17 protein-coding genes are annotated in these 22,882 nt (G+C 60.9%); 6 read left to right on the forward strand and 11 right to left on the reverse strand.

The genetic code is table 11. The features are described from left to right. Positions 1 to 184 precede the first annotated feature (184 nt). The gene (locus ABCS64_RS09125) at positions 185 to 1,171 is read right to left on the reverse strand and encodes a glycosyltransferase family 2 protein (protein WP_418891533.1); all 987 of its coding nucleotides are present in this window, start codon (positions 1,169 to 1,171) and stop codon (positions 185 to 187) included. 543 nt (positions 1,172 to 1,714) lie between these two features. On the opposite strand from ABCS64_RS09125, the gene ABCS64_RS09130 reads away from it, so the two are divergent. Next, the gene (locus ABCS64_RS09130) at positions 1,715 to 2,671 is read left to right on the forward strand and encodes an NAD-dependent epimerase/dehydratase family protein (RefSeq protein ID WP_418891534.1); all 957 of its coding nucleotides are present in this window, start codon (positions 1,715 to 1,717) and stop codon (positions 2,669 to 2,671) included. Between the two features lie 357 nt (positions 2,672 to 3,028). Here ABCS64_RS09130 and ABCS64_RS09135 read toward each other — a convergent pair whose 3' ends face one another. The 3 genes from ABCS64_RS09135 to ABCS64_RS09145 all read right to left on the reverse strand — a co-directional run bounded on the left by ABCS64_RS09135 (position 3,029) and on the right by ABCS64_RS09145 (position 6,589). Continuing rightward, a complete protein-coding gene (locus ABCS64_RS09135) occupies positions 3,029 to 4,984 on the reverse strand; it encodes a polysaccharide biosynthesis protein (RefSeq protein ID WP_418891535.1) in 1,956 nt (651 codons plus the stop codon). Positions 4,985 to 5,057: 73 nt separating this feature from the next. After that, positions 5,058 to 5,618 (reverse strand): sugar transferase, encoded by a 561-nt coding sequence (locus tag ABCS64_RS09140; protein WP_418891536.1) that lies wholly within the window; start codon positions 5,616 to 5,618, stop codon positions 5,058 to 5,060. After that, positions 5,615 to 6,589 carry an NAD-dependent epimerase/dehydratase family protein gene (locus ABCS64_RS09145; protein ID WP_418891537.1) on the reverse strand — a complete coding sequence of 325 codons (975 nt, stop codon included), beginning with the start codon at positions 6,587 to 6,589 and terminating at the stop codon, positions 5,615 to 5,617. The genes ABCS64_RS09140 and ABCS64_RS09145 overlap by 4 nt, the downstream gene beginning before the upstream one ends. Positions 6,590 to 8,118: 1,529 nt before the next feature. On the opposite strand from ABCS64_RS09145, the gene metH reads away from it, so the two are divergent. From metH to ABCS64_RS09170, 5 genes are all read left to right on the forward strand, one after another. Further along, a complete protein-coding gene (gene metH, locus ABCS64_RS09150) occupies positions 8,119 to 11,820 on the forward strand; it encodes a methionine synthase (RefSeq protein WP_418891538.1) in 3,702 nt (1,233 codons plus the stop codon). A 273-nt stretch (positions 11,821 to 12,093) separates the two neighbouring features. Further along, positions 12,094 to 13,269: a UDP-N-acetylmuramate dehydrogenase gene (murB, locus tag ABCS64_RS09155; RefSeq protein WP_418891928.1), complete on the forward strand. Its 1,176-nt coding sequence runs from the start codon at positions 12,094 to 12,096 to the stop codon at positions 13,267 to 13,269. Between the two features lie 242 nt (positions 13,270 to 13,511). After that, entirely contained in the window at positions 13,512 to 14,312 is an 801-nt protein-coding gene (locus ABCS64_RS09160; RefSeq protein WP_418891539.1) for a pteridine reductase, read from the forward strand. A 75-nt stretch (positions 14,313 to 14,387) separates the two neighbouring features. Further along, positions 14,388 to 15,335, forward strand: a complete 948-nt coding sequence (gene ttcA / locus ABCS64_RS09165; protein ID WP_418891540.1) for a tRNA 2-thiocytidine(32) synthetase TtcA — start codon at positions 14,388 to 14,390, stop codon at positions 15,333 to 15,335. Positions 15,336 to 15,348: 13 nt separating this feature from the next. Then, positions 15,349 to 16,329: an FHA domain-containing protein gene (locus tag ABCS64_RS09170; protein WP_418891541.1), complete on the forward strand. Its 981-nt coding sequence runs from the start codon at positions 15,349 to 15,351 to the stop codon at positions 16,327 to 16,329. A gap of 544 nt (positions 16,330 to 16,873) precedes the next feature. Here ABCS64_RS09170 and hprK read toward each other — a convergent pair. From hprK to recA, 7 genes are all read right to left on the reverse strand, one after another. Beyond that, positions 16,874 to 17,824 (reverse strand): HPr(Ser) kinase/phosphatase, encoded by a 951-nt coding sequence (hprK, locus tag ABCS64_RS09175; protein ID WP_418891542.1) that lies wholly within the window; start codon positions 17,822 to 17,824, stop codon positions 16,874 to 16,876. Then, on the reverse strand, positions 17,821 to 18,282 hold the full coding sequence (gene ptsN, locus ABCS64_RS09180; protein WP_418891543.1) for a PTS IIA-like nitrogen regulatory protein PtsN: 462 nt from the start codon (positions 18,280 to 18,282) through the stop codon (positions 17,821 to 17,823). The genes hprK and ptsN overlap by 4 nt, the downstream gene beginning before the upstream one ends. 106 nt (positions 18,283 to 18,388) lie before the next feature. Beyond that, complete coding sequence (hpf, locus tag ABCS64_RS09185) at positions 18,389 to 18,700, reverse strand: ribosome hibernation-promoting factor, HPF/YfiA family (protein ID WP_418891544.1); 312 nt, start codon at positions 18,698 to 18,700, stop codon at positions 18,389 to 18,391. A 143-nt stretch (positions 18,701 to 18,843) separates the two neighbouring features. Further along, entirely contained in the window at positions 18,844 to 20,319 is a 1,476-nt protein-coding gene (locus ABCS64_RS09190) for an RNA polymerase factor sigma-54 (protein ID WP_418891545.1), read from the reverse strand. A gap of 92 nt (positions 20,320 to 20,411) precedes the next feature. After that, positions 20,412 to 21,206, reverse strand: a complete 795-nt coding sequence (gene lptB / locus ABCS64_RS09195; RefSeq protein WP_418891546.1) for an LPS export ABC transporter ATP-binding protein — start codon at positions 21,204 to 21,206, stop codon at positions 20,412 to 20,414. A 3-nt stretch (positions 21,207 to 21,209) separates the two neighbouring features. After that, the gene (recX, locus tag ABCS64_RS09200; RefSeq protein ID WP_418891547.1) at positions 21,210 to 21,821 is read right to left on the reverse strand and encodes a recombination regulator RecX; all 612 of its coding nucleotides are present in this window, start codon (positions 21,819 to 21,821) and stop codon (positions 21,210 to 21,212) included. Positions 21,822 to 21,843: 22 nt separating this feature from the next. Continuing rightward, complete coding sequence (gene recA, locus ABCS64_RS09205) at positions 21,844 to 22,857, reverse strand: recombinase RecA (protein WP_418891548.1); 1,014 nt, start codon at positions 22,855 to 22,857, stop codon at positions 21,844 to 21,846. Between the last annotated feature and the right edge of the window lie 25 nt (positions 22,858 to 22,882).

The following is a 22,882-nucleotide window of genomic DNA, read 5'->3' on the forward strand; positions in this document are numbered from 1 at the left end:
TCCAGCAGCCTGGGTAAATCGATAAACCTGATTTCCCATGCGTATATATTTTTGCCTTTCTGTACTGGTCATATTCTCGCCGAGCGTAAAACCAACATATCGATCGTATTTGTATTTGATTACCATCTTGCCAAAATCGTAACTGCTGCGTACATGGCAAATATGGCAGAAAAAAGTTTGTACCTTACATTTTTTTGAAAAAGAATGCCACGAACAGACCAAGACTATCCACCCATGATTGCCGATGGACGCCCGAATGCCATAGTGCAACGAGCCCTGGCAACCTGGGCAATGTCCGCGCATGGGAAAAGCCGTCCATGATTTTCCGATTTTCCGGAGTCAGCCTTTCCTGTAACCGCCGCAACGCGATCAGGTTGGCCTCGTTCCACCTTCGAAAGCGCCCATCCCAGAGTAGACGCCAGCGTTCAAACCTTGCACCAACACCCGTATTCATGCCGACGAGATTGTCGCCATGTTGCCGATAGCGCAGAGAAGGCACGGCATCATAAAGAACCTCGCCACCACACCCAGCCACCACCATGTAAGTCCACCAATCGTGGGATACGGCCGGAACATCTGCCCCTGCCTGGCAAAGCAATGCACGGGCAGCGGCGTTGAATACCATCGTGTTGCCACCGCCGATGCTTTGTACCAGTGCATTAGAAAATGCCGGCGGTTTGCTGAACAAAGCCGACATACCAATTTCCCGGTTCTCTTCGTCAACGAACAAAGTCCGCGAGCAATACAGCGCCGGCACAGCCCGCGGTAAGGAAGTGAGCCATTTGATAGCCCGCTCAAGTTTGTCATTCAGCCAAATGTCATCCTGATCGGCGTAGGCATAGAAGTCCGCCTGTACATCGTCGCGGCAAGCCAGGGAAAGGAAATTGGCAACAAACCCACGCCCCGGCCCGTGCACAACAGCAAGCCGCTCATGGCCGAGCTTTTCCCGGTAAGCGTCCAGAATGCCCAACGTGCCATCGGTCGAACCATCGTCGGAAGCCCAGACCTTCCAGGATCCGTAAGTCTGGGAAAGGAAAGAATCGATCTGCTCAGACAAAAACCGCTCGCCCTGATACGTACACAGCAAGATGGCGACCTGCGCCGGTTTGTCCTGAAAATCAGGGTGGACAGAATCGTTACGGCCGCAAGATGCAGCCGGTACGCATAGCATAGGTTCACTCATTGTGTCAGCACGACATGGACAAGCCAAACTGCATCCCCATCAAATTTTTTCCATTTCAAAAAACAATACGACATAAGGTAGATACAGACCTTTGCAACACCTGGCGAAAGCTTGTTTTAAGGAGTTTGCCAACCTAAATTTTTAATCAATTATGAACGAACACTATGAAAAACCAGGGAAGTTTATAAAAACCTCAGGTCGTAAATGAGCCGCCTACAACGTCCGATGCGTGTTTCGTGTTCCATCGACCCGTCGCTAATGACCGGTCACCAATCCAGGCTGAATTGTACTGTGTGCGCCGGCAGCCGGACAAACCGCCCGCCGTATCATTGCTGACGTTTCACTCAGCTGATCGCTACCGATCCGCCACGTCATCTACCGGACATCGGCGGAGTCCTCCCGGCATCGCGTAAAATGCGCCCTTACACATTGTGTAAGCGGACGGAACGCGGGCAATTATCGGCCATGTACCATGTAATTACTCATGACTGCCGTCCGTACATTTGCCCCATTCACGAAGGAGCGCTGTACATGAGTCATGCCAAGCATTGCCTGGTTCTGGGCGGCCGAGGATTCATCGGTTCCCATCTTGTCGACGCCTTACTGGCCGCAGGTCACCGGGTACGTTGCTTTGACCGCCCCAATGTCAAGCGGCTGGAAGCGCCTTCGAGCGGCGGCGTAAATCCGTCAGGCAACTTCGAGCTGTTGGAAGGGGATTTGGGCAACGACGCTGATATTGCACAAGCGCTCGCGGGGTGCGACGTCTGTTTTCATCTCATTTCGACCACCCTGCCGCAATCTTCAAACGCCGATCCCGTCTTCGATATCGAAAGCAACCTCATCGGTACGCTCCGACTTCTCAAACGTGCGGTTCAGGCTAAAGTGGGAAAAATCGTGTTCGTCTCCTCAGGCGGCACAGTCTACGGTATTCCGCAGTACACCCCCATCGACGAGCGCCATCCAACCAACCCGTTGTGTTCGTATGGCATTGCCAAGCTGGCCATCGAAAAATACCTGCACCTGTTCCGCGAACTGCATGGCCTGAACTACACGATACTGCGCCTGGCCAATCCTTTCGGTGAACGGCAGCGCACGCATGCTAGCCAGGGGGCGGTTGCCGTTTTTGTTGGCAAGGCGCTGCGCGGGGAAACCATCGACATCTGGGGCGACGGCACGGTCGTTCGCGATTACATTCACATTGCCGACGTCGCCTCGGCGCTGCTGGCCGCAATGGATCACGACAAGGCCAATGACGTTTTCAATATTGGCTCCGGACAGGGGTTGAGCCTCAACGACATCCTGGATGCCATCGAATCAGTCACCGGACACCCGACACAGCGCAACTATCTGCCCGGGCGCACATTTGACGTTCCCGTCAACTACCTGGACATCAGCCACGCCCGCCGCCATCTGGGCTGGACGCCGACCATATCCTTCGCAGAAGGGTTGCGCCGATTCGTCGCCTGGGTGAAACAGAACGAATCATGACTGCCGGCCTTGCCCTTGCCCGCGCCCTGGCGTTTTCGCCGCGCGCCTTTCGGCAGACGGCATTCCCTATACGCCGCCACTCGGTGTAGATAGCGCATTTCCAAAGGGGTGGCCTGAGATCCGCGTATTCAGGGCCTCTCCGGGGAGGGTGCCCGCAAGCCCTTTATCCATGCGTGTTTCCGAGGTATCTGCCCGGAAACGCCCTATCCACGCGGACTCCAGCGGTGCCTGTCAGAAAGGTGTTCAGAAATGCCCTGCCTGTCATTTCAAGGGGTTTGATCGCGCCTAAAGCTTTGCAGCCGACACAGCACGGCGATTTTCAGCACTTTTTTGTTTCTGCGACCTTCACTCGATCACTCAGTGCACGCTATCGCCGCTACTTTCCTGCTCCAGACAAACCCAATCGACCACGCCGTCGCTCGGCGTATAGCCGGAAACCAGCGCTTTCAACATCGCCCGTAGCGCATTGACATCGCTCGCGGCGAGCACCTTTTCCAGCTCCGCCATTTTTTCCGCCAATTGCGGCCAGGGCAGAAAGGCCTCACGGGCTTTCATGATGCGTGGATGTGGCGTCGGCTGCGGGTGATCGCCGATCAGCAGTTCTTCGTATAGCTTCTCACCGGGACGCAGCCCCGTGATACGGATTTCAATGTCGCCCTCCGGATTTTCATCGTCCTTGCAGGTCAGGCCGGAGAGTTGCACCATGCGGCGCGCCAGATCGATGATCTTCACCGGCTGCCCCATATCCAGGAGAAATACGTCGCCGCCCTGGGACAGCGCGGCCGCCTGGATGACAAGCTGCGCCGCTTCGGGAATGGTCATGAAATAGCGGGTCATCTCTGCGTGCGTCAAGGTGATCGGCCCGCCGTCACGGATTTGCCGACGAAACATCGGCACGACGGAACCGGAAGACCCCAGCACATTACCAAAGCGCACCATGGTGAAGCAGGTGCATCCGCCGCGCTCTGCCGCCCGCGCAGCCAGGGCCTGCAAAACCATTTCCGCGAACCGCTTGCTGGCGCCCATGATGTTGGTCGGACGCACGGCCTTGTCGGTACTGATCAGCACAAAATCGGCAACGCCGCTTTCCTCTGCCGCCTGCGCAGCCCGCAAAGTACCCAGCACATTATTCTTCACGCCTTCGACAGGATTGTGCTCGACCAGCGGCACATGCTTATAGGCTGCCGCATGGAAAACCGTGCTGGGCGACCAGGCCGCCATGATTTCGCGCAGGCGCCCCACATCCTGCACCGAAGCCAGCAACGGAATCGCTTCCAGCCCGTCCTCGGCAAACTTCTCGCGCAGTTCCTGGTGGATCGTATATAGGGCAAACTCGCTCTGTTCAACCAGCAGCAGTTTTGCCGGGCCGATCGCGGCGATCTGACGGCACAACTCACTGCCGATCGAGCCGCCCGCCCCCGTAACCATGACCACCTTCCCCGCCACATTCTTCGCCAGCAGCGCCGCATCCGGCGGCACCGGCTCGCGGCCGAGCAGATCGTCCTCGTCCAGATCGTGAACATCGGCAGCACTGACCCGCCCTTGAATCAGGTCGCTCATGTTCGGCAGCGTGCGCACCGCCACGCGGGCCGATCGGATCCGTTCCAGAATTTCATTGCGGCGTCGTCGGGACGCTGATGGAAAAGCCAGCAGCACCGTACTGATATTTTCAGCCGCAATGATTTCCTCAAGCGCATCGGAACTGTGGATCGGCAGGCCGTTGACGATTTGCCCATGCAGGCGGTCGTCGTCATCGAGAAAACCGACAGCGCGCATTTCGTGGCTGTTGGCGATCGCCGCAGCCAACTGGCGCCCCGCCGAACCGGCACCGTAAATCAGCACCTTGGGCAAAGAGGAACGGCGCAACTGCTCGCGGTACAGGCCGCCCAGCCAATAACGCGCCAGCGCCCGCGAAGCGCCGACCGCCAGCAGTAGCAACATGGGCTGAATGATGCCCACACTGCGCGGCACGCCAGAAATGCCGATACCGGCAATCAGCGCCGCATACAACGCCGCATAGAGTGCGAAGGCGCGCAGCATCATGCCCAGGGCGGACAGCCCGGAATGGCGAAAAATGACGCGGTAGAAACCGTGTTTGATAAAGATGGGCAGCGCCAGCAGCATGGACGCCATCGCCGCACGCACCGGCTGGAAATAGACTTCGGAAAATCCCAGCCACAGATCGAGGCGCAGATAGAAAGCCAGCCAGACCGTCAGCGCGCACAGCCCAGCGTCGCCGACAAGTACGATCAGGCGCTTAGCAAAACGCGGCAAGGCCAGCACCGACAAGGAAAATCGAATCAGGGATCGCAAAAGACGCGCCCTCCAAAACTCATGGTATCGCTCCGAAAAATTGAAAAATAGGGATGAATGCTCGCGGCACAGACTAATGCGAGACCCCATCGCGGCGCAATACCTTGATCGCCGTTCGCCACAGAATCAGCAGATCGAAGGCGAAAGAACGCCGCCGCAGATACTCGGCATCCAGCCGCACCTTTTCCGGAATCGGCAGCTCGTCCCGCCCGTTGATCTGCGCCCAGCCGGTCAATCCCGGCGTCAGCACATGAACCCCGGCTTCCGTGCGCAGCGCAATCAGGTCATCCTGGTTGAACAGCGCCGGACGCGGCCCGACAAAACTCATCTCTCCGGTCAGAATGTTCCATAACTGCGGCAGCTCGTCCAGACTCGAACGGCGTAAAAACGACCCGATCGGCGTCATGCAGGCTTCCGGGTCCGCCAGCAGATGCGTTGCCACGGCGGGCGTATCGACGCGCATGCTGCGGAACTTGGGCATGTGAAAGATCCTGTTTTTCCGACCGACCCGATCCGACCAGTACAGCGCCGGCCCCGGCGAAGTCAGGCGGACAAGCAAAGCCAGCGCCAGCAATACCGGCAGAAACAGCACGCCAAGGCCGATGGCAAGCGCAATATCAAAAATGCGCTTCATGCCGGCGGTGCCCTATCCCTATCCGCCCACGTTCGATACCATGCGGCGGTCGCCGCCAGCCCCTGACGCATCGTATAAGGAGGCCGCCAGCCGAGATCCGTGCGGATCGCGCGGCTATCGACAGTCAGCGAGCCGAGCAGCCGGTCGGCGGCATCCCCCCGGCCCATCAGACGCGCCGCCAGATACAGCCAGCGCGGCGGCACGGCCATGAGGCGCGGCGCCCGTCCGAGCGCTTCGGCAATGCGCCGTACCAGCTCAGCGCTGGAAACATCTTCGCCATCGCTCAGCAAATAGGTCTTTCCCGCGGCGTTTGGGTGCGTCAGGCACCGCGCCGTCGCATCGGCCAGATTGCCCAGGTAAATCAGGCTGCGCCGGTTAGCGACTGCACCGAGCGGCAAAGGAATCCGTCGATCGATGGCGCGCATAAGGCTAAAAAAATTCGCCTTGACGCCGCGTCCATAAACAAGCGTCGGGCGCAGCACGACCAGTTCCATGCCGCTGCGCCCGGCAATCTCGTGCAGGCGCTGTTCCGCCTCCCATTTCGCCGCCGCATACGTGCCGACCGGCGCGGGCGCGTCGCTTTCCCGGTACGAACACGCGCGTCCCTCGCCCATGACCTTGACGCTGCTCATAAAGATAAACCGGCGCACGCCAGCAGCCGCGCACTGTTCGGCCAGGCGCACCGCCCCGGCCACGTTTGTCTGGCGGCAGATTTCGGCATCGCCGGCAATCGCCCGCGTCACATGCGCCCGCGCGGCCAGATGCACCACGGCTTCCGGCGCCTGCCGCAGCGCCGCATCCCACACCGTTTCGCCATTCACCTCACCCACCGCCAACGCATCCGGCGCGCCCGGCTTGTCCGATGGCGCCAAGCCGCGAACAGCGCGCACCAGCGCATAGCCGCGCTGCGCCAGCACGGCACAGACGCCGCGCCCGACAAAACCATTCGCGCCCGTGACAAGAACTTTCAAAGCCGCTCCACCCAATGATCCGAAGCAATCAATATCAGGCCGACATGATACCGGCCTCGGTCAGGGAAAAGCCAATGCGGAAAACACCTGCCCGCCAGCCCGCGTATTCTGGGCATCTCCGAAGAGGTATAGCGTCTTCCTTTACCAAAATACGAAAATACGGCGTTGCTGTGTTGGCCTGGCCTTGGCGTACTGAATGGTCTGCCTGCGGCTTAGCGCCTTGTCTTTGGCAACGTCGAGCCATAGCGGCTTCCTTTGCCAAGATACGGCGTTGGCTCGCCTTGCCGTACTACTCGTACTGTCAGCGGCTCGCCGCCTTGTCTTTTGGCAAAGTCGAGCCGCTATTAAGCTTCTGGAGCACCCCTCTGAAATCCGTAAAAACAGGGCAGAAAACATAAAATGCCCTGAAGCCCTCTAAACACGCGGGGCTCAGGGCATCAAAAAACATAAACAGGAACACCGTGCCCGACCAATCCTCAGAAACCCGCATGGATAAAGGAGTTTCAAGCAGGGTGCCCGGAGAAGCCCTGTTTACAAGGGCTCCGGAGCATCCCTCTTGGAGATGCCCTAAATACGCGGGCTTCAGGCCACCTCTTTTTGGAGATTCACCTGCGCTTCCGCCCCCCCCGTTTTTCCAATTCTCTCCCTGTCGGGGAAATGTTCCGAAACCCGCGCGGATAAAGACTTCAAGTCAGGTGCCCTGAAACCGGTGTAGATAGGGCGTTTTCGAAAATGCACCTTTGAAACGCCCTATTTATAAGGGTTCCGGGGCACCCCTTCGGAGATGCCCTAAATACGCGGGCTATCGGGCAGGTGCCCTGAGATACTTTAAATATAGGAATCGCCACAGCCTGCGCGCTGACTTCCACCCACGGAACTTCTCTTGATGCCGTTGCGCTGTGCGGCAGCGCACCCCGCTGACTTTCTTTGCCTCGCCAAAGAAAGTCAGCAAAGAAACGCGACCCCGAGGCGCAGAAAACCCCTTGTCGCGGGTTTGCCTGGCGGCGGGCTTGATTAACTCGCTCACGCTCAAACAATCAAGCCCTTGTTCCCGCCAAGCTGCCCCGCGCCTGCGGCTGCGCCTAAGGGGTTTCTGGGCGCTTCGTAGTGATCGAATACGCAAAGGTGTATGCCCGGAACCCCGTGTAGATAGGCTATTTCCGGGTAGGCGCCTCTGGAACCCTTATAAATAAAGGGCTGGCGGGCAGGAAGTCCTGAAATGCCCTAAATACGCGGGCTTCAGGGCACCTCTGTTTAGAGATACGCCTGCGCTTCTACCTTCTGAGTTTTTCCAATTCTTTCCTTGTCGGTGAGATGCCCGGAAACCCGCGTGGATAAAGGACTTCCGGGCGCCCCTCGGAGATGCCCGTAAATAAAGGGGCTCCGGGCATCTCATTTGCTGATTGCTTTATACTTGCCGCCCGAACAGCCGACAGACATTCCGGCAACATTTTGCGGAATCCGCTGTCGATAGAATCACTTTGCCTCCGATCGCGGGGGCTTTATTGAAAGAGAGCGAAGGATTTTTGATGCCACCTGCACACACCGACCGTAGCGCCGAACTCCAGGCCTTGTTACAGGAGCGCCTGCTGATTCTCGACGGCGCCATGGGCACGATGATTCAGCGCCACAACTTGCAGGAGGCCGACTATCGCGGCGAACGCTTCCGCGACCACGCGCGCGACCTGAAAGGCAATAACGACCTGCTGCTGCTCACCCGCCCCGACATCATCCGTGGCATCCATGCCGATTACCTGGCAGCCGGCGCAGATATTCTGGAAACCTGCACGTTCAATTCGAACGCCCCCTCACAGGCCGATTACGGATTGCAGGCGCTGGTTTATGAACTCAATCTTGCCGGCGCACGCCTGGCGCGCGAAGTCTGCGACGAATTCACCGCCCGGAACCTGGCCAAGCCGCGCTTCGTCGCCGGCGTGCTGGGGCCGACCTCACGCACGGCATCCATCTCGCCAGACGTGAATGACCCCGGCTACCGCAACATCAGCTTCGACGAACTGGTCGCCGCCTATACCGAAGCCATCCGCGGGTTGACGGAAGGCGGCGCCGACCTCCTGCTCGTCGAAACCGTCTTTGACACGCTCAACGCCAAGGCAGCGCTCTTTGCCCTGGAAAGCTTCTTCGAGCACGCCGGCCGGCGCTGGCCGGTGATGGTTTCGGGGACGATTACCGACGCGTCCGGGCGCACGCTTTCGGGACAAACGCCGGAAGCCTTCTGGAATGCGCTTCGCCACGTGCAACCGCTGTCTTTTGGTTTCAACTGTGCGCTCGGTGCGAAAGACCTGCGCCCGCATGTGGAAACCCTCTCCCGCCTGTGCGACTGCTTCGTTTCGGCGCACCCCAACGCCGGGCTGCCCAACGCCTTCGGCGGTTACGACGAGACGCCCGAGCAGCTTGCCACCGAAATCGCCGACTGGGCGCGCAACGGTTATGTCAATATCGTCGGCGGCTGCTGCGGCACAACGCCGGAGCACATCGCCGCCATCGCCCGCGCCGTAGCGGACATTGCACCGCGCCGGCGGCCGGTCATCGCACCAAAGCTGCGCCTGTCGGGGCTGGAAGCGTTCAATGTTGATGCCGAATCACTGTTCGTCAATGTCGGCGAACGCACCAACGTCACCGGCTCGAAGGCCTTTGCCCGCCTGATCCGCGAAGCGCGCTTCGACGAAGCCCTGGCCGTCGCCCGCCAGCAGGTCGAAAACGGCGCCCAGATCATCGACATCAACATGGACGATGCCATGCTCGACGGCATTGCGGCGATGGATCGTTTCCTGAAGCTGATCGCCGCCGAACCGGACATTGCCCGCGTGCCGGTCATGCTCGATTCTTCCAAATGGGAAATCATCGAAACCGGGCTGAAATGCATCCAGGGCAAAGGCATCGTCAATTCGATTTCGATGAAAGAAGGCGAGGCCGCTTTCATCGAACACGCCCGCCTGGCCCGGCGTTATGGCGCGGCCGTTGTCGTCATGGCCTTCGACGAGCGCGGCCAGGCCGATACGTATGCGCGCAAGATCGAAATCTGCGAGCGCGCTTACCGGCTGCTGACCGGCATCGGCTTTCCGGCAGAAGACATCATCTTCGACCCGAATATCTTCGCTATCGCCACCGGCATCGAAGCGCACGACAACTATGCGGTCGACTTCATCGAAGCCTGCCGCTGGATTCGCGCCCATCTACCGCAGACACAGATTTCCGGCGGCGTCTCCAACGTCAGCTTCAGCTTCCGCGGCAACGACCCGGTGCGTGAGGCCATCCACACGGTATTTCTCTACCACGCCATTCAGGCTGGGCTGTCGATGGGTATCGTCAACGCCGGCATGCTCGGCGTGTATGACGATCTCGACCCCACCCTGCGTGAAAAGGTCGAGGACGTGGTGCTCAACCGCTCGCCGGAAGCGGGCGAACGGCTTGTCGAATACGCGCAACAGCTCGCGCGGACAGCGACATCCGGCCCGGCGAAAAACGCTGCGCCCGATCTGGCCTGGCGCGCGCAACCCGTCGAGAAGCGGCTTGAACACGCGCTGATTCGGGGTATTACCGAGTTCATCGTCGCCGACACGGAAGAATGCCGCGCCGCGCTTGAGGCCGCCGGCCAGCCGCCGCTAGCCGTCATCGAAGGCCCCCTGATGGCCGGCATGAATGCCGTCGGCGACTTATTCGGCGCCGGCAAAATGTTCCTGCCACAGGTCGTCAAATCGGCGCGCGTCATGAAACTGGCCGTCGCCCATCTGGTGCCTTTCATTGAGGAAGAAAAGCGGCGTACCGGCGCCGCCAGCAAGGGCAAGATCGTCATGGCCACGGTCAAGGGCGATGTACACGACATCGGCAAAAACATCGTCGGCGTCGTCCTCGGCTGCAATGGCTACGAAGTCGTCGACGTCGGCGTCATGGCGCCCTGCGAAAAAATCCTGCACACGGCGCGCGAGCACGGCGCACAAGCCATCGGGCTATCCGGCCTGATCACGCCGTCGCTGGAAGAAATGAGCTTTATCGCCAGCGAAATGCAGCGGCAGGGCATGAATGTCCCGCTGCTGATCGGCGGCGCAACGACGAGCCGCGCGCATACCGCCATCAAGATCGCGCCGAATTACGAAGGCGCGGTGGTCTATGTGGCCGACGCCTCACGGGCCGTCGGCGTCGTCACGCGCCTGCTGTCAGCCGAACAATCCGCCGCCTACCGGCAGGAGATCGCCGATGATTATGCGCGCGTGCGCGAACAGCATGCGCAGAAAAAAGGACTCAAGCTCCTCACGCTCGACGCAGCGCGGCAAAACCGTTTCGTCTGGAACGCTGACCCCGCCTACCGCCCCACGGCGCCCGCCTGCCCTGGCCTGCACGTGCTGCGTAGTGTCAATCTGGCCGAAGTGGCCGAATTTTTTGATTGGGGGCCGTTCTTTCAGACCTGGGATCTGGCCGGCGCTTTCCCGAAGATTCTCGACGACGCCGTCGTCGGCGAAACGGCGCGCGCCGTGTATGCGGACGGACAGGCCATGCTGGCGCGCATCATCGAGGAGGGCTGGCTGACGGCGAATGCCGTCTTTGGCCTCTATCCGGCCAATGCCGTCGGCGACGACATCGAAATCTACGCCGACGAAACGCGCCAGCATTGCCGCATGGTCTGGTACAACCTACGCCAGCAGCACGACCGGCCGACACGCCAGCCGAATTACTGCCTGACCGACTTCGTTGCCGACAAAGGCACACCGGACTGGATCGGCGCGTTCGCCGTCACAGCGGGCATCGGCATCGAGAAAAAACTGGCCGAATTTGAAGCGGCGCACGACGATTACCACGCCATCATGCTCAAGGCGCTGGCCGACCGCCTGGCCGAAGCTTGCGCCGAGTGGTTGCACGCACGCGTGCGCCGTGAATACTGGGGCTATGCACCTGACGAACAACTCGACAACAGCGCGCTGATCCGGGAGGAATATCGCGGCATCCGCCCTGCGCCCGGATACCCCGCCTGTCCGGACCACACCGCCAAGGGCGGGCTCTTTGCCCTGCTCAATGCACCCGGCAACGCCGGCATGACGCTGACCGAAAACTTCGCCATGTCACCGGCCGCGTCGGTCTCCGGTTTCTACCTCGCGCACCCGCAGGCGCGTTATTTCGGCGTCAGCAAAATCGCTGCCGACCAGCTCGAAGATTGGGCCAAACGCCAGGGCATGCCGCTGGACGCAGCTCGACGCTGGCTCGCACCGCTGTTGTAATTGGCAAACGCATGGCCGCCCGAAAAGAAATATGCGGAAAGAACGTCGCCAGTACTGCTGCACCTCGTGCAGAGCAGGCTTGATCGGCCTGTGTATTCGCCACACCATGCCTCTATACCGCAATGAATACCTCCGCCTTATTGCCGGCACAACCATTCGCCAGGCACACCCTTAGCCGGTAAGATGCGCGCCATGTCTGCCGCCCGATCCGCTTTCCCAGCCAATTCCTCTTCCTCCGCTGCTGCGTCCACTACAGCGCCCCCTCAGGCTCCCCTGGCCGCGGAGGATTCCACACCTGCCGTTGCTCCCGCCCCGCACGCCTGGCCTGTTGCGCACTCGGTCGACCTGTCGCCCTTCAATACGCTGGCCTTGCCCAGCTGCGCCGCACGTTATCTGAAAATCACCGATCCGGCGCAGCTGACCGCGCCAGACATTGCCGGTACCCGGCGTTTCGTACTCGGCGGCGGCAGCAATCTGGTGCTGACCGGCGACATCGACGGCCTGGTGCTGCACATGGCGATCGCCGGCAAGGCGAAGACGGGCGAAGACGCCGAGGCCGTGTACGTCACCGCGGGCGCGGGCGAGCGTTGGCACGATTTCGTGCAATGGACGCTGGCGCAGGGCTGGCCGGGGCTGGAAAACCTGTCCCTGATTCCCGGCACGGTCGGCGCCGCGCCGGTGCAAAACATCGGCGCTTACGGCATGGAAGTTGCCGAGCGCATCCACTCATTGACGGCATACGACCTGGATACCGGCACAGTCCGCCGGTTTGACCGCGCCGCCTGCCGCTTTGCCTACCGCGACAGCGTTTTCAAGCAGGAAGGCTGGCATCTCGACGGGCGCTTCGCCATCACCGAAGTCACTTTTCGCCTGCCTAAACACTGGCGGCCGAACATCCGCTATGCCGGTATCGCCGAGGAACTGGCGATGCGAGGCATCGAAACGGCGATGGAGATGACGACGGCGACGCCCGCCGATACGCGCCATTGCCCCACGCCCCGGCAGATTGCCGATGCCGTGATTGCCTTGCGCCGGCGCAAACTGCCCGACCCGGCCGTATTGCCCAACGCTGGCAGTTTTTTCCAGAACCCTGTCGTCGCGGCAACCGCCGCCGCAACGCTTTGCACCGCGCATCCGGGCCTGCCCGTCTATCCGCAGGCGAACGGCCGGGTCAAGCTGGCCGCAGGCTGGCTGATCGAACAGGCCGGCTGGAAGGGTCGCCGTCTCGGCCCCGTCGGCATGTATGCGCATCAGGCGCTGGCGCTGGTCAACCACGGCGGCGCCAGGGGACGGGACGTGCTGGCGCTGGCGCATGCCGTGCAGAATGACGTGCGGCGAATTTTCGGCGTTGAACTGACGCCTGAGCCGGTGTACATGCCAAATATCGCCTTCGACCCATCAGACACATACGAAAACGGCACGCTGCGAGAAAAAAGCACAGAGCAGTGATCCTGGCCTGATCGCATGAACGGTGCCTGATCGACACATTGATGTCGATACATCCATTTTTCAGCAGGTATTTGTCCGCTCTGCACGCCTGAGGATTGGCTAACGGCCGGCATGGGTCTGCTGGGCCGGTAGAAACACCACCATTGCCCATGCTTCGGCCGGCTGGAAAAACGGCTGCATCGAACGAGAAGAATCCGCTAGAATTTTGCGCTTGAACGATCAATGAGATTTGCAGAAACGACATGCACGGAAAAACGGCGTTGATTACCGGCGCGGCAAAGCGGGTGGGACGGGCCATCGCCAGTGAGCTACACGCTGCGGGCGCCTGCGTCGCGGTGCATTACCGAAGCGCCGCCGGAGCCGCCGAGGCGCTGGTTCGGGAACTCAATGCCGTGCGTCCCGGTTCGGCCTGCGCGGTGGCGGCCGATCTACGCGCGGCAAAAGCCCCGGAGCGGCTCGTCGAGGCTGTCATCGCCCGCTTTGGCCGGCTCGATGCGCTGGTCAACAACGCATCGACCTTCTTTGCAACGCCGCTGGGCAGCATCGACACCGCCGCCTGGGATGACCTGATCGGCAGCAACCTGAAGGCGCCGCTTTTTTTGACGCAGGCGGCCGCTCCCTATCTGCGCGCGGCGCGCGGCGCCGTCGTCAATGTGACCGACGTGCATGCCGAACGGCCGCTGGCCGGCTACCCGCTGTACTGCGCCGCCAAGGCCGGGCTGCTCGGCCTGACGCGGGCGCTGGCGATCGAGCTGGCGCCCGAAGTGCGCGTCAACGCCGTGGCGCCTGGCCCGATCCTCTGGCCGGAAGCCGAAGAAACCTCCCATGCCGACGCGCCGTCCGCCCCTTCCTCTTTCCCTTTTCCTTCCTCCGCCTGCGGCTTTGATGCTGATGAGCGGGCGCGCATTGTCGCCCACACGCTGCTCAAACGCACCGGCGAAGCCGGCGATATCGCCCGGACGGTGCGCTTCCTGCTGGCCGAGGCGCCCTACATTACGGGGCAGGTGATCAATGTCGACGGCGGGCGCACGGCGCATCTTTAGGCTCGCCGACCCGATGCTCAGTGGTACATTCTCCGAAACCCGTGCCATGTGCGCCATGTGTACCCTGTGTGTTATATGGCCATTGCACCCATTTCATCCGCCCATTTCAGTTGTCGAGGTTATGTGGAACATTCAAACACCCTGAAGCGGCTGTCCAAAACCCTGGAACGACAGACCGGCAAGGCGATTGCCGATTACAACATGATCGAACAGGGCGATACGGTGCTGGTTTGCCTCTCCGGCGGCAAGGATTCGCACACCCTGCTTGCGCTGCTGATGGCGCTGCACAAGCGCGCGCCCATCGACTTTCGCCTGATCGCGATGAATCTCGACCAGAAACAGCCCGGCTTTCCGGCCGACGTATTGCCAAAGTATCTGGCCGGACTCGGCATCGAATACCACATCATCGAACAGGACACCTACTCGATCGTCAAGGAGAAGATTCCGGAGGGCAAAACCACCTGCTCGCTCTGCTCCCGCCTGCGCCGCGGCGTGATCTACCGCATCGCCAAGGAACTGGGCGCCAACAAGATCGCGCTCGGCCACCATCGCGATGATATGGTGCATACGCTGTTCCTCAACCTGCTGTTCGGCGGTAAGCTCAAGGGCATGCCGCCCAAACTGCTGACCGACGACGGTGCGCACATCGTCATCCGCCCACTCGCCTACTGTAACGAGCGCGACATCGCCCGCTACGCGCGCGGGATGGCTTTCCCGATTATTCCCTGCAACCTGTGCGGCTCGCAGGACAATCTGCAACGTCAGAAAGTCCGCGAAATGATGGCCGAATGGGACCGGCGTTACCCCGGCCGAACCGAGTCGGTATTTACCGCCATGCAAAATATTGTTCTCTCCCACCTGGCGGATACGGCGCGCTTCGACTTCAAAGGGCTGCGGGTCGGCAAGCCACCAGCTGCTGGCGACGGGGCAGCGCTCGACGAAGATCCCTTTGCGCCGGCGGTCGCCACGCTGCCCCGCGATTTTCTTCCGCTGATGCCGCTGCCGGCAGGCTCCGCCCCATAGAAAGCCCCAAACCATGAACACGCACGGGAACGCCGCAAACTCACTGCTGCTGATCGGCATCGACCACGGCGATTGTCCAACGGACAGCGCCATGCAGGCCGTTATCGCACATTGCCGCAGACTGACCCTGCGCTGCATCGAAATTTTTGGCGGACACACGCCTAGCCCGCAATCAGCGCCGATCATTGCCGCCTTCAGCTCGGCCAACACCGCCTGCCGGGCGGCGCTCGTTATCCGCGAAAAAACCGCCGCCCTGCTGGCGGCCGAAAGCGGCCGCGCCGCGCCGGGCATCCCGATCATCTGCCTCCAGGAGCGCGAATACGTCAGCATACAAACCGGCAGTCTTCTGATGGAAAAGCTCTCGCCCATCATCGACGCCCTGATGACAGGCGAGGTCGCCGGACGCATGCATATCGATACGGACACGCTCAAGGCGCTTTCGCCCGATTTGCAGCGCCATTTCCAGCCGGAAGTTGACGCGCCGGCGCATCGCCTGCCGGCCGGCCACCGTTTCTACCGATACCTGGCCGTCCGCGACACCGACGCTACCGAAATGGCCGCGCCCGCGGCCTATGGCCATGCCTCGCTCGTTCCGGCGGCGCAACCGCCGCGCGCGCAGACGCCGGTTCCCGCCATACACGACACGCAGCCGGCCGGCCCTGCCCGCCTCTACCTCACCCACGCCGACACGCGCATTGTGCTCGACGGCAACCAGCAAACCTTCACCATCGGCCGCAACCGAAGCTGTCATCTTTGCATTACCGGCGCCAACATCTCGCGCCTGCACGCCTGGATTCACGAAGAAAGCGGACGCTTCATCCTGCTCGACCAAAGCACAAACGGCACCTTCGTCAGAATCGGCAACGCACCGGAAATTTATCTGCATCGTCAGGAAATCGTCCTGCGCGAAGCGGGCCTCATCGGCCTTGCCGGTTCGACGAAGGACCCTGCCATCCCGCAGATTGCGTTTCAAGTCAGCCGCGCGGGGTCATAGCATCACGACAGTGCCGCCGCCCACATTCCAGGCGGGTGCATGGCCGCGCCCCAATCGCCCTCATTTATGCATCTTGCGGGATAGCCGGCCGGAAACGCCCAATCCACGCGGGTTACAGAGCAGCAGGCTGGAAATGCCCAATCCACGCGGGGTTCCGGGCAGCCGGATCGCTCAGGATCGGCATCATCGGGTATTTTTGAGAGGCATTAGCGGCACTGTTTCAACGCGGGAATACGCATCAGCTGCGGCGCGCTGTCTTGCCCTGATTGGGAAAGAACGGCGCGCCCAATAAACTTTGGCGCTGCTGCCGGAAATGGCCAGCAATGGCGGCATTTCGGACAAAAGAAATATTCGATGAATGCGCGAATGCACATCGCCACTCGGGAAACAACATCCTCATGAAATTTCGGGCGACTGCTTTTCGGCGGCTCGTCCCCAGCGCATCGCAAAATTCACCCAATGTACTTTTTTCCGCCGATCTCCGAACACTCGTCGCTTTCCGGCAGAGTAGGGAAAGAAGGCGCCGGAAAATCTGATCGACCTTTTATCGGCCGTCCTGCCCGTCGCGCAGCGCCTGCTGCTGGCGGCTGATGAATTCGCCCATGCTGTCGATGCCGCGCAACTGGAGAATATGGTTGAGCACGGCCGCTTCGAGCAACACTGCAAGGTTGCGCCCCGGCGCAACGTGAAAGGTCACTTTCCTGACCGATACGCCCAGAATTTCCTGCGACTGCGCTTCCAGCGGCAGACGCGGGAGTTCCGCGACCGCGACCTGCCGTTGCAGGTGTACGATCAGCCGGAGCCGCTTTTTGCGGCGTGCGGCCGCTTCGCCGAAGATCGTCCGGATGTTGAGCATCCCCAGGCCGCGCACTTCAAGGTAGTCACGCAGCATCGGCGGGCAGCGCCCTTCCAGCGTATTCGGCGCGGTATGCGACAGGTCGACAATATCGTCGGCCACCAGGCCGTGACCGCGCGAGATGAGTTCCAGCGCCAGTTCGCTTTTGCCGATGCCGGCATCGCCGGTAATCAGTACGCCGATGCCGTAAACATCCATGAATACGCCGTGCATCGACACGGTGTCGGCAAATTCGCGCGCCAGATAGAGGTGCAGCGCGTCGATGACCATCGAGCAGGGCTTCGGCGTCACAAACAGGGGCGTGCTATGGCGTTCGCACAGCGTCGTGAGCATTTCGGACGGCGGATAGTCGTCAGCGACGATGATTGCCGGCGGCCGGGCGGCCATCATCATCTCCACCTGACGCCGCCAGTCCGCCTCGCCCACCCGGGCGATCCAGCGACACTCGGCGTTACCGATCACCTGAATGCGATGGCTGTAGATGAGGTTGAAGTGACCGACAACGTCAGGGCCGAAGACTTCGTGATCGGCCAGTTCGACTTCACGGTCGATATCCTGCGCGACGATCCAGCGCAGGCCAAGTTTTTCGGCATGTTCGCGGTAGATTCTGGCAATGCTGAGCGAACGGGCCGCGCTCATGCCGGCGCCTCCCGACAGGCAAAAACGGCGCGCACCTCATCGATAGATGCCGCCGCCTGCAAGGCTTCGCGGCGCGCGCGATCAGAAAACAGCCCGGCCAGTTCCGCCAGAATCTGCAAATGCTGTTCCGCCGCCTGCTCAGGCACGAGCAGGGCGAAAAGCATGGAAACCGGCAGACCGTCCGGCGATTCAAAAGGCACCGGCGAGGCCAGGCGGATGAAGGCGCCCTGTGGCGCCCTGAGTCCCTCGATGCGCCCGTGCGGAATGGCGATGCCCTGCCCCAGACCGGTCGAACCGAGCCGTTCGCGGGCCAGCAGGCTGTCAAAGACGACGCGCTGCCCAATGCCCTGATTGTTTTCAAAGAGCAGGCCGATGTGCTCGAACACCCGCTTTTTACTGGTTGCCTGAAAATCAAGCAGGATATTCTCTGGAGGCAGCAGGCGGGAAAGAGGCTTCATGGGAATTGGCTGACTGCAATAAAAAGACAATAAAAAATCTGACCTTACCAGCGTCGGGGTGCCAGGCGCTGCGCACCGTTACCGGTGCGGCGCCCGGGCGGCGCGCTCAGTTTACGTCTGCCTTCTGGCTGCGATGATTCTGGAGTTTTTCTTTGTAGCGCTGGATCTGGCGGTCCAGCTTATCGGCCAGCGCATCGATGGCGGCGTACAGATCGGCTTCATCCGCCTCGACATGCACATCCTTGCCCGGCATACGGACAGTCACCTCGGCACGCTGCTTTAGTTTTTCCACCGACAGGGTCACATTGGCATCGATCACATGGTCGAAATGGCGGACGACGCGTCCGATTTTTTCCAGCGCATAATCATGAATCGCCGGTGTAACTTCGACATGACGTCCACTGATTTTCAGGTTCATGCGTGACTCCTTTCTTTTCGTGTTACCGGCCGCTACCGGCCGCCCTCATGCCTTGCGGGCTGGACCGCATCCTGCAAGGCGCATTGAAACCACTCCCCAATTCAGCAATCCAACCGGCGCCTGTCCGGTACGCCCACGCGTACCTAAAGCGCCTTTCTCAGCTTGACGGGCGGAATACCCAAAGCTTCCCGGTATTTCGCCACAGTTCGCCGCGCCACGACAACCCCCTGCTCGCCGAGCAAGTCGACAAGCTGGCTGTCGGAGAGCGGTTTTTTCACGTCTTCGGCAGCGACCAGCTGCTTGATCAGCGCCCGGATAGACGTGGCCGAACAGGCGCCGCCCGCATCGGTCGCCACATGGCTGCCGAAAAAATACTTCAGTTCAAAGATGCCGCGCGGCGTCGCCATGTATTTCTGCGTCGTCACCCGCGATACCGTCGATTCATGCAAACCGAGGAGGTCGGCGACCTCACGCAGCACCATCGGCCGCATGGCGATCTCGCCATGGTCGAAAAACTGCCGTTGGCGCTCAACGATCGTCTGCGCCACACGCAGAATGGTGTTGAAACGTTGTTCGACATTCTTGATCAGCCAGCGCGCTTCCTGTAGCTGTCCGGCCAGCCCGGAACCGCGCTGGCCGGAGAGAATCTGCGCATACAGGCTGTTGATGCGCAGTCGCGGATAGGCGTCGGCATTGATGCTCGCCGTCCATTGTCCACGCACCTTGCGCACCACCACGTCGGGCGTGATATAGCGCGTATCGGCCGTATCGTAAGGCGCGCCAGGACGCGGATCGAGGCTGCGGATCAGTGATTGCGCCTCGCGCAAGGCGTCATCGTCGCAGGCAAGAAGTTTTTTCAGCCTGGCGAAGTCGCGGCTGGCCAGCAGATCGAGATGGTCACGCACGATAGCCAGCGCCAGATCGCGCGTTGCCCCAGCCGGCTGCAGCGCCAGTTGCAGCGCCAGGCATTCGCTGACATTGCGCGCACCAACGCCCGCCGGCTCGAGGTGTTGAAGCCGCCGAAGCGCAATCTGCAATTCTTCCGGCTCGATTTCCAGCTCGGCAGGCAAGGCCTCGGCCACATCCTCCAGCGACATGGTCAGATACCCGCCTTCATCGACGGCATCGACCAGGCATTGCAGCAACACACGATCGCGTTCGGACAGTTTCAGCAAGCCGACCTGCTGCGTGAGATGTTCGCGCAGCGAAATCCGGGCGGCCTGAATGTCCTGGTAATCGCCGTCATCGTCATCGGGCGAGCTGGGCGGCCCCGAAAAATGCGGTTCATCGGCGTCGGCAAACCAGCTTTCGCCATCATCGGCAAGGGAAGCCGGCAGGCTGTCCTCCCTTTCCCCGTCGGCGGACTCCGGAACATCGTGCGTATCGCCCGCCCCATCCGGAATCCCCCCGTTTACATGCATGTCATCGCCCTGTACATGGGCGTTGGACAGCGTAGCGTATTCGTTTTCCACACGCTCCAGCAGCGGATTTTCCTGAAGGAATTTTTCCAGCTCCTGCTCCAGTTCCAGCGTAGAGAGTTGCAGCAGGCGAATCGACTGCTGCAACTGAGGCGTCAGTGCCAAATGCTGTGAAAGCTTGAGCTGTAGGGACGGTTTCATAAAATGATCGGTAGCGTATCGCCCGCCCGGACGATGGGACCGCGCGATGGCCGGATCAGGCCGGACTGGCCATCGGTAAACCGCGCGGCGATTTAGAGGCGGAAGTTCTCGCCGAGATACACCTTACGGACGTCTTCATTATAAATGATTTCATCGGGCCGACCGGCCGCCAATACCATGCCGTCATTGAGAATATACGCGTGATCGCAAATGCCGAGCGTCTCGCGCACGTTATGGTCGGTAATCAGCACACCGATGTTGCGCTCTTTGAGAAAACGGATGATTTTCTGGATGTCGAGCACGGCGATCGGATCAATTCCGGCGAATGGTTCGTCGAGCAGGATAAAGCGCGGCTGCGTCGCCAAAGCGCGTGCGATCTCGACACGCCGCCGCTCGCCGCCGGACAGCGCTGCCGCCGGGCTGTTGCGGATATGGCCAATGTGCAGATCTTCGATCAGATCACTGGTGCGGCGTTCGACTTCCGCCGCCGAGTGCCCTTGCAGCTCCAGAACGGCGCGGATATTCTCGGTCACGCTCAGCTTGCGGAACACCGAGGCTTCCTGCGGCAGATAGGAAATCCCCATATGGGCGCGGCAATGAATCGGCAGGTGCGTGATCCGTTGGCCGTCGATGAGCACCTCGCCGCTATCGCAGGCGACCAGCCCGACCACCATATAAAAGCAGGTGGTTTTACCCGCGCCGTTTGGCCCCAGCAGCCCGACGACCTCGCCGCTGCACACCTCAAGCGAAACGCCCTGTACGACCTGGCGTTTTTTGTAATGCTTGCGTAAATCCTGCGTCGCCAGCGTACTTTGCACGCGGATCGGATTCTCGACAGGATCGCCGTCGGCATTGCTGTCAACGTGGCTGTTTTCGGCTTCGTTCATGCTTTATTCTTCATCAAAATCCGCGCCCAGGGCGCGGCGGATGGTTTCGCCGGAAAATCCCCGGCGCATCAGAAAGCGCACCTGCTTCGCCCGTCCGGCGACATCCAGCGCTGGCGGCTGCGCACCAAACCGGCGCTGCCACACCTGGCGCGCCCGCGCGACTTCATCCCCACAGGCAGCCAGTGCCGTCTCGACCAGCGCGGCGTCGACGCCACGGGCGCGCAGTTCCTGCGACAGACGCCGATTGCCATAACGCGCACCACGCGCATTCAGGCGCGCTTCCACATAACGCGCGTCGGAAAGCAGGCGACGCGCTTCCAGATCGTCGAGTAGCGCAGCCAGCACCTCGTCCGACTCGGCGTATGCGGCCAGTTTACGCGCCAACTCGGCGCGGGAATGTTCACGGCGGGCCAACATGCCCAGCGCCCGCGCGCGCAGGCTGATGCCGGAATTCGCCGTATTGCGCGCGCGGTCAAGGCGCCTTGCCGCATCTTCCGGCGGCCTTTCGACGCCGCTTCCGTCATCGCCGATTCCCTCTTCGGCGCCGTATGCAGCCTTGTGCCCGAACCGGCGGGCTTTACCTTCCTGGCGCGCTTTTTCCCGCCACATCGGCATCTGGCCCGCTGCTGTGCCTTGCCTAGGCCTCATCCGCCTGCGGCAACGGCACATTGACGGCAGCGCGGATCTTCGCCTCGATTTCACCCGCCACCTGCGGATTGACGCGCAGATATTCGCGCACGTTGTCTTTGCCCTGGCCGATCTTGTCGCCGTTGTAGGCGTACCAGGAGCCGGATTTGTCGATCAGCTTGTGGGTTACGCCCAGCTCGATGATCTCGCCTTCGCGCGAAATGCCTTCACCGTACAGAATGTCGAAAATCGCTTCGCGGAAAGGCGGAGAAACCTTGTTTTTAACTACTTTGACGCGGGTTTCGTTGCCAATCACCTCATCGCCCTTCTTGATGGCGCCGATGCGGCGGATATCCAGGCGCACCGAGGCATAGAACTTGAGCGCATTGCCGCCGGTCGTCGTTTCCGGGTTGCCGAACATGACGCCGATCTTCATGCGAATCTGGTTGATGAAGATAACCAGCGTATTGGTGCGATTAATGTTCGCCGTCAGCTTGCGCAAGGCCTGACTCATCAGACGGGCGTGCAGGCCCGGCAGCGAATCCCCCATATCCCCCTCAATTTCCGCTTTGGGCACCAGCGCCGCCACCGAGTCGATGACCACGACGTCGACACTGCCCGAACGCACCAGCATATCGGCGATTTCGAGCGCCTGCTCTCCGGTATCCGGCTGCGAGATGAGCAGATCGTCGAGCTTGACGCCCAGCTTCTGCGCATACACCGGATCGAGCGCATGCTCGGCGTCGATGAAAGCCGCCGTCCCGCCGAGTTTCTGCATCTCGGCGATGACCTGAAGCGTCAGCGTTGTCTTGCCGGAAGATTCCGGACCGTAAATCTCGATGACCCGCCCGCGCGGCAGGCCGCCGACACCCAGCGCAATGTCAAGACCGAGCGAGCCGGTCGAAACCACCTGCAAATCCTTTTCGACGCTGCCCTCGCCCATTTTCATGATCGAGCCTTTGCCGAACTGCCTTTCGATCTGGGCCAGCGCCGCGGCTAGCGCCTTTGCCTTGTTATCGTCCATGGCGTGTCCTCTTCATCCTTTTCGT

The organism is Dentiradicibacter hellwigii (assembly GCF_041770905.1).
Taxonomy (GTDB): domain Bacteria; phylum Pseudomonadota; class Gammaproteobacteria; order Burkholderiales; family Rhodocyclaceae; genus Propionivibrio; species Propionivibrio hellwigii.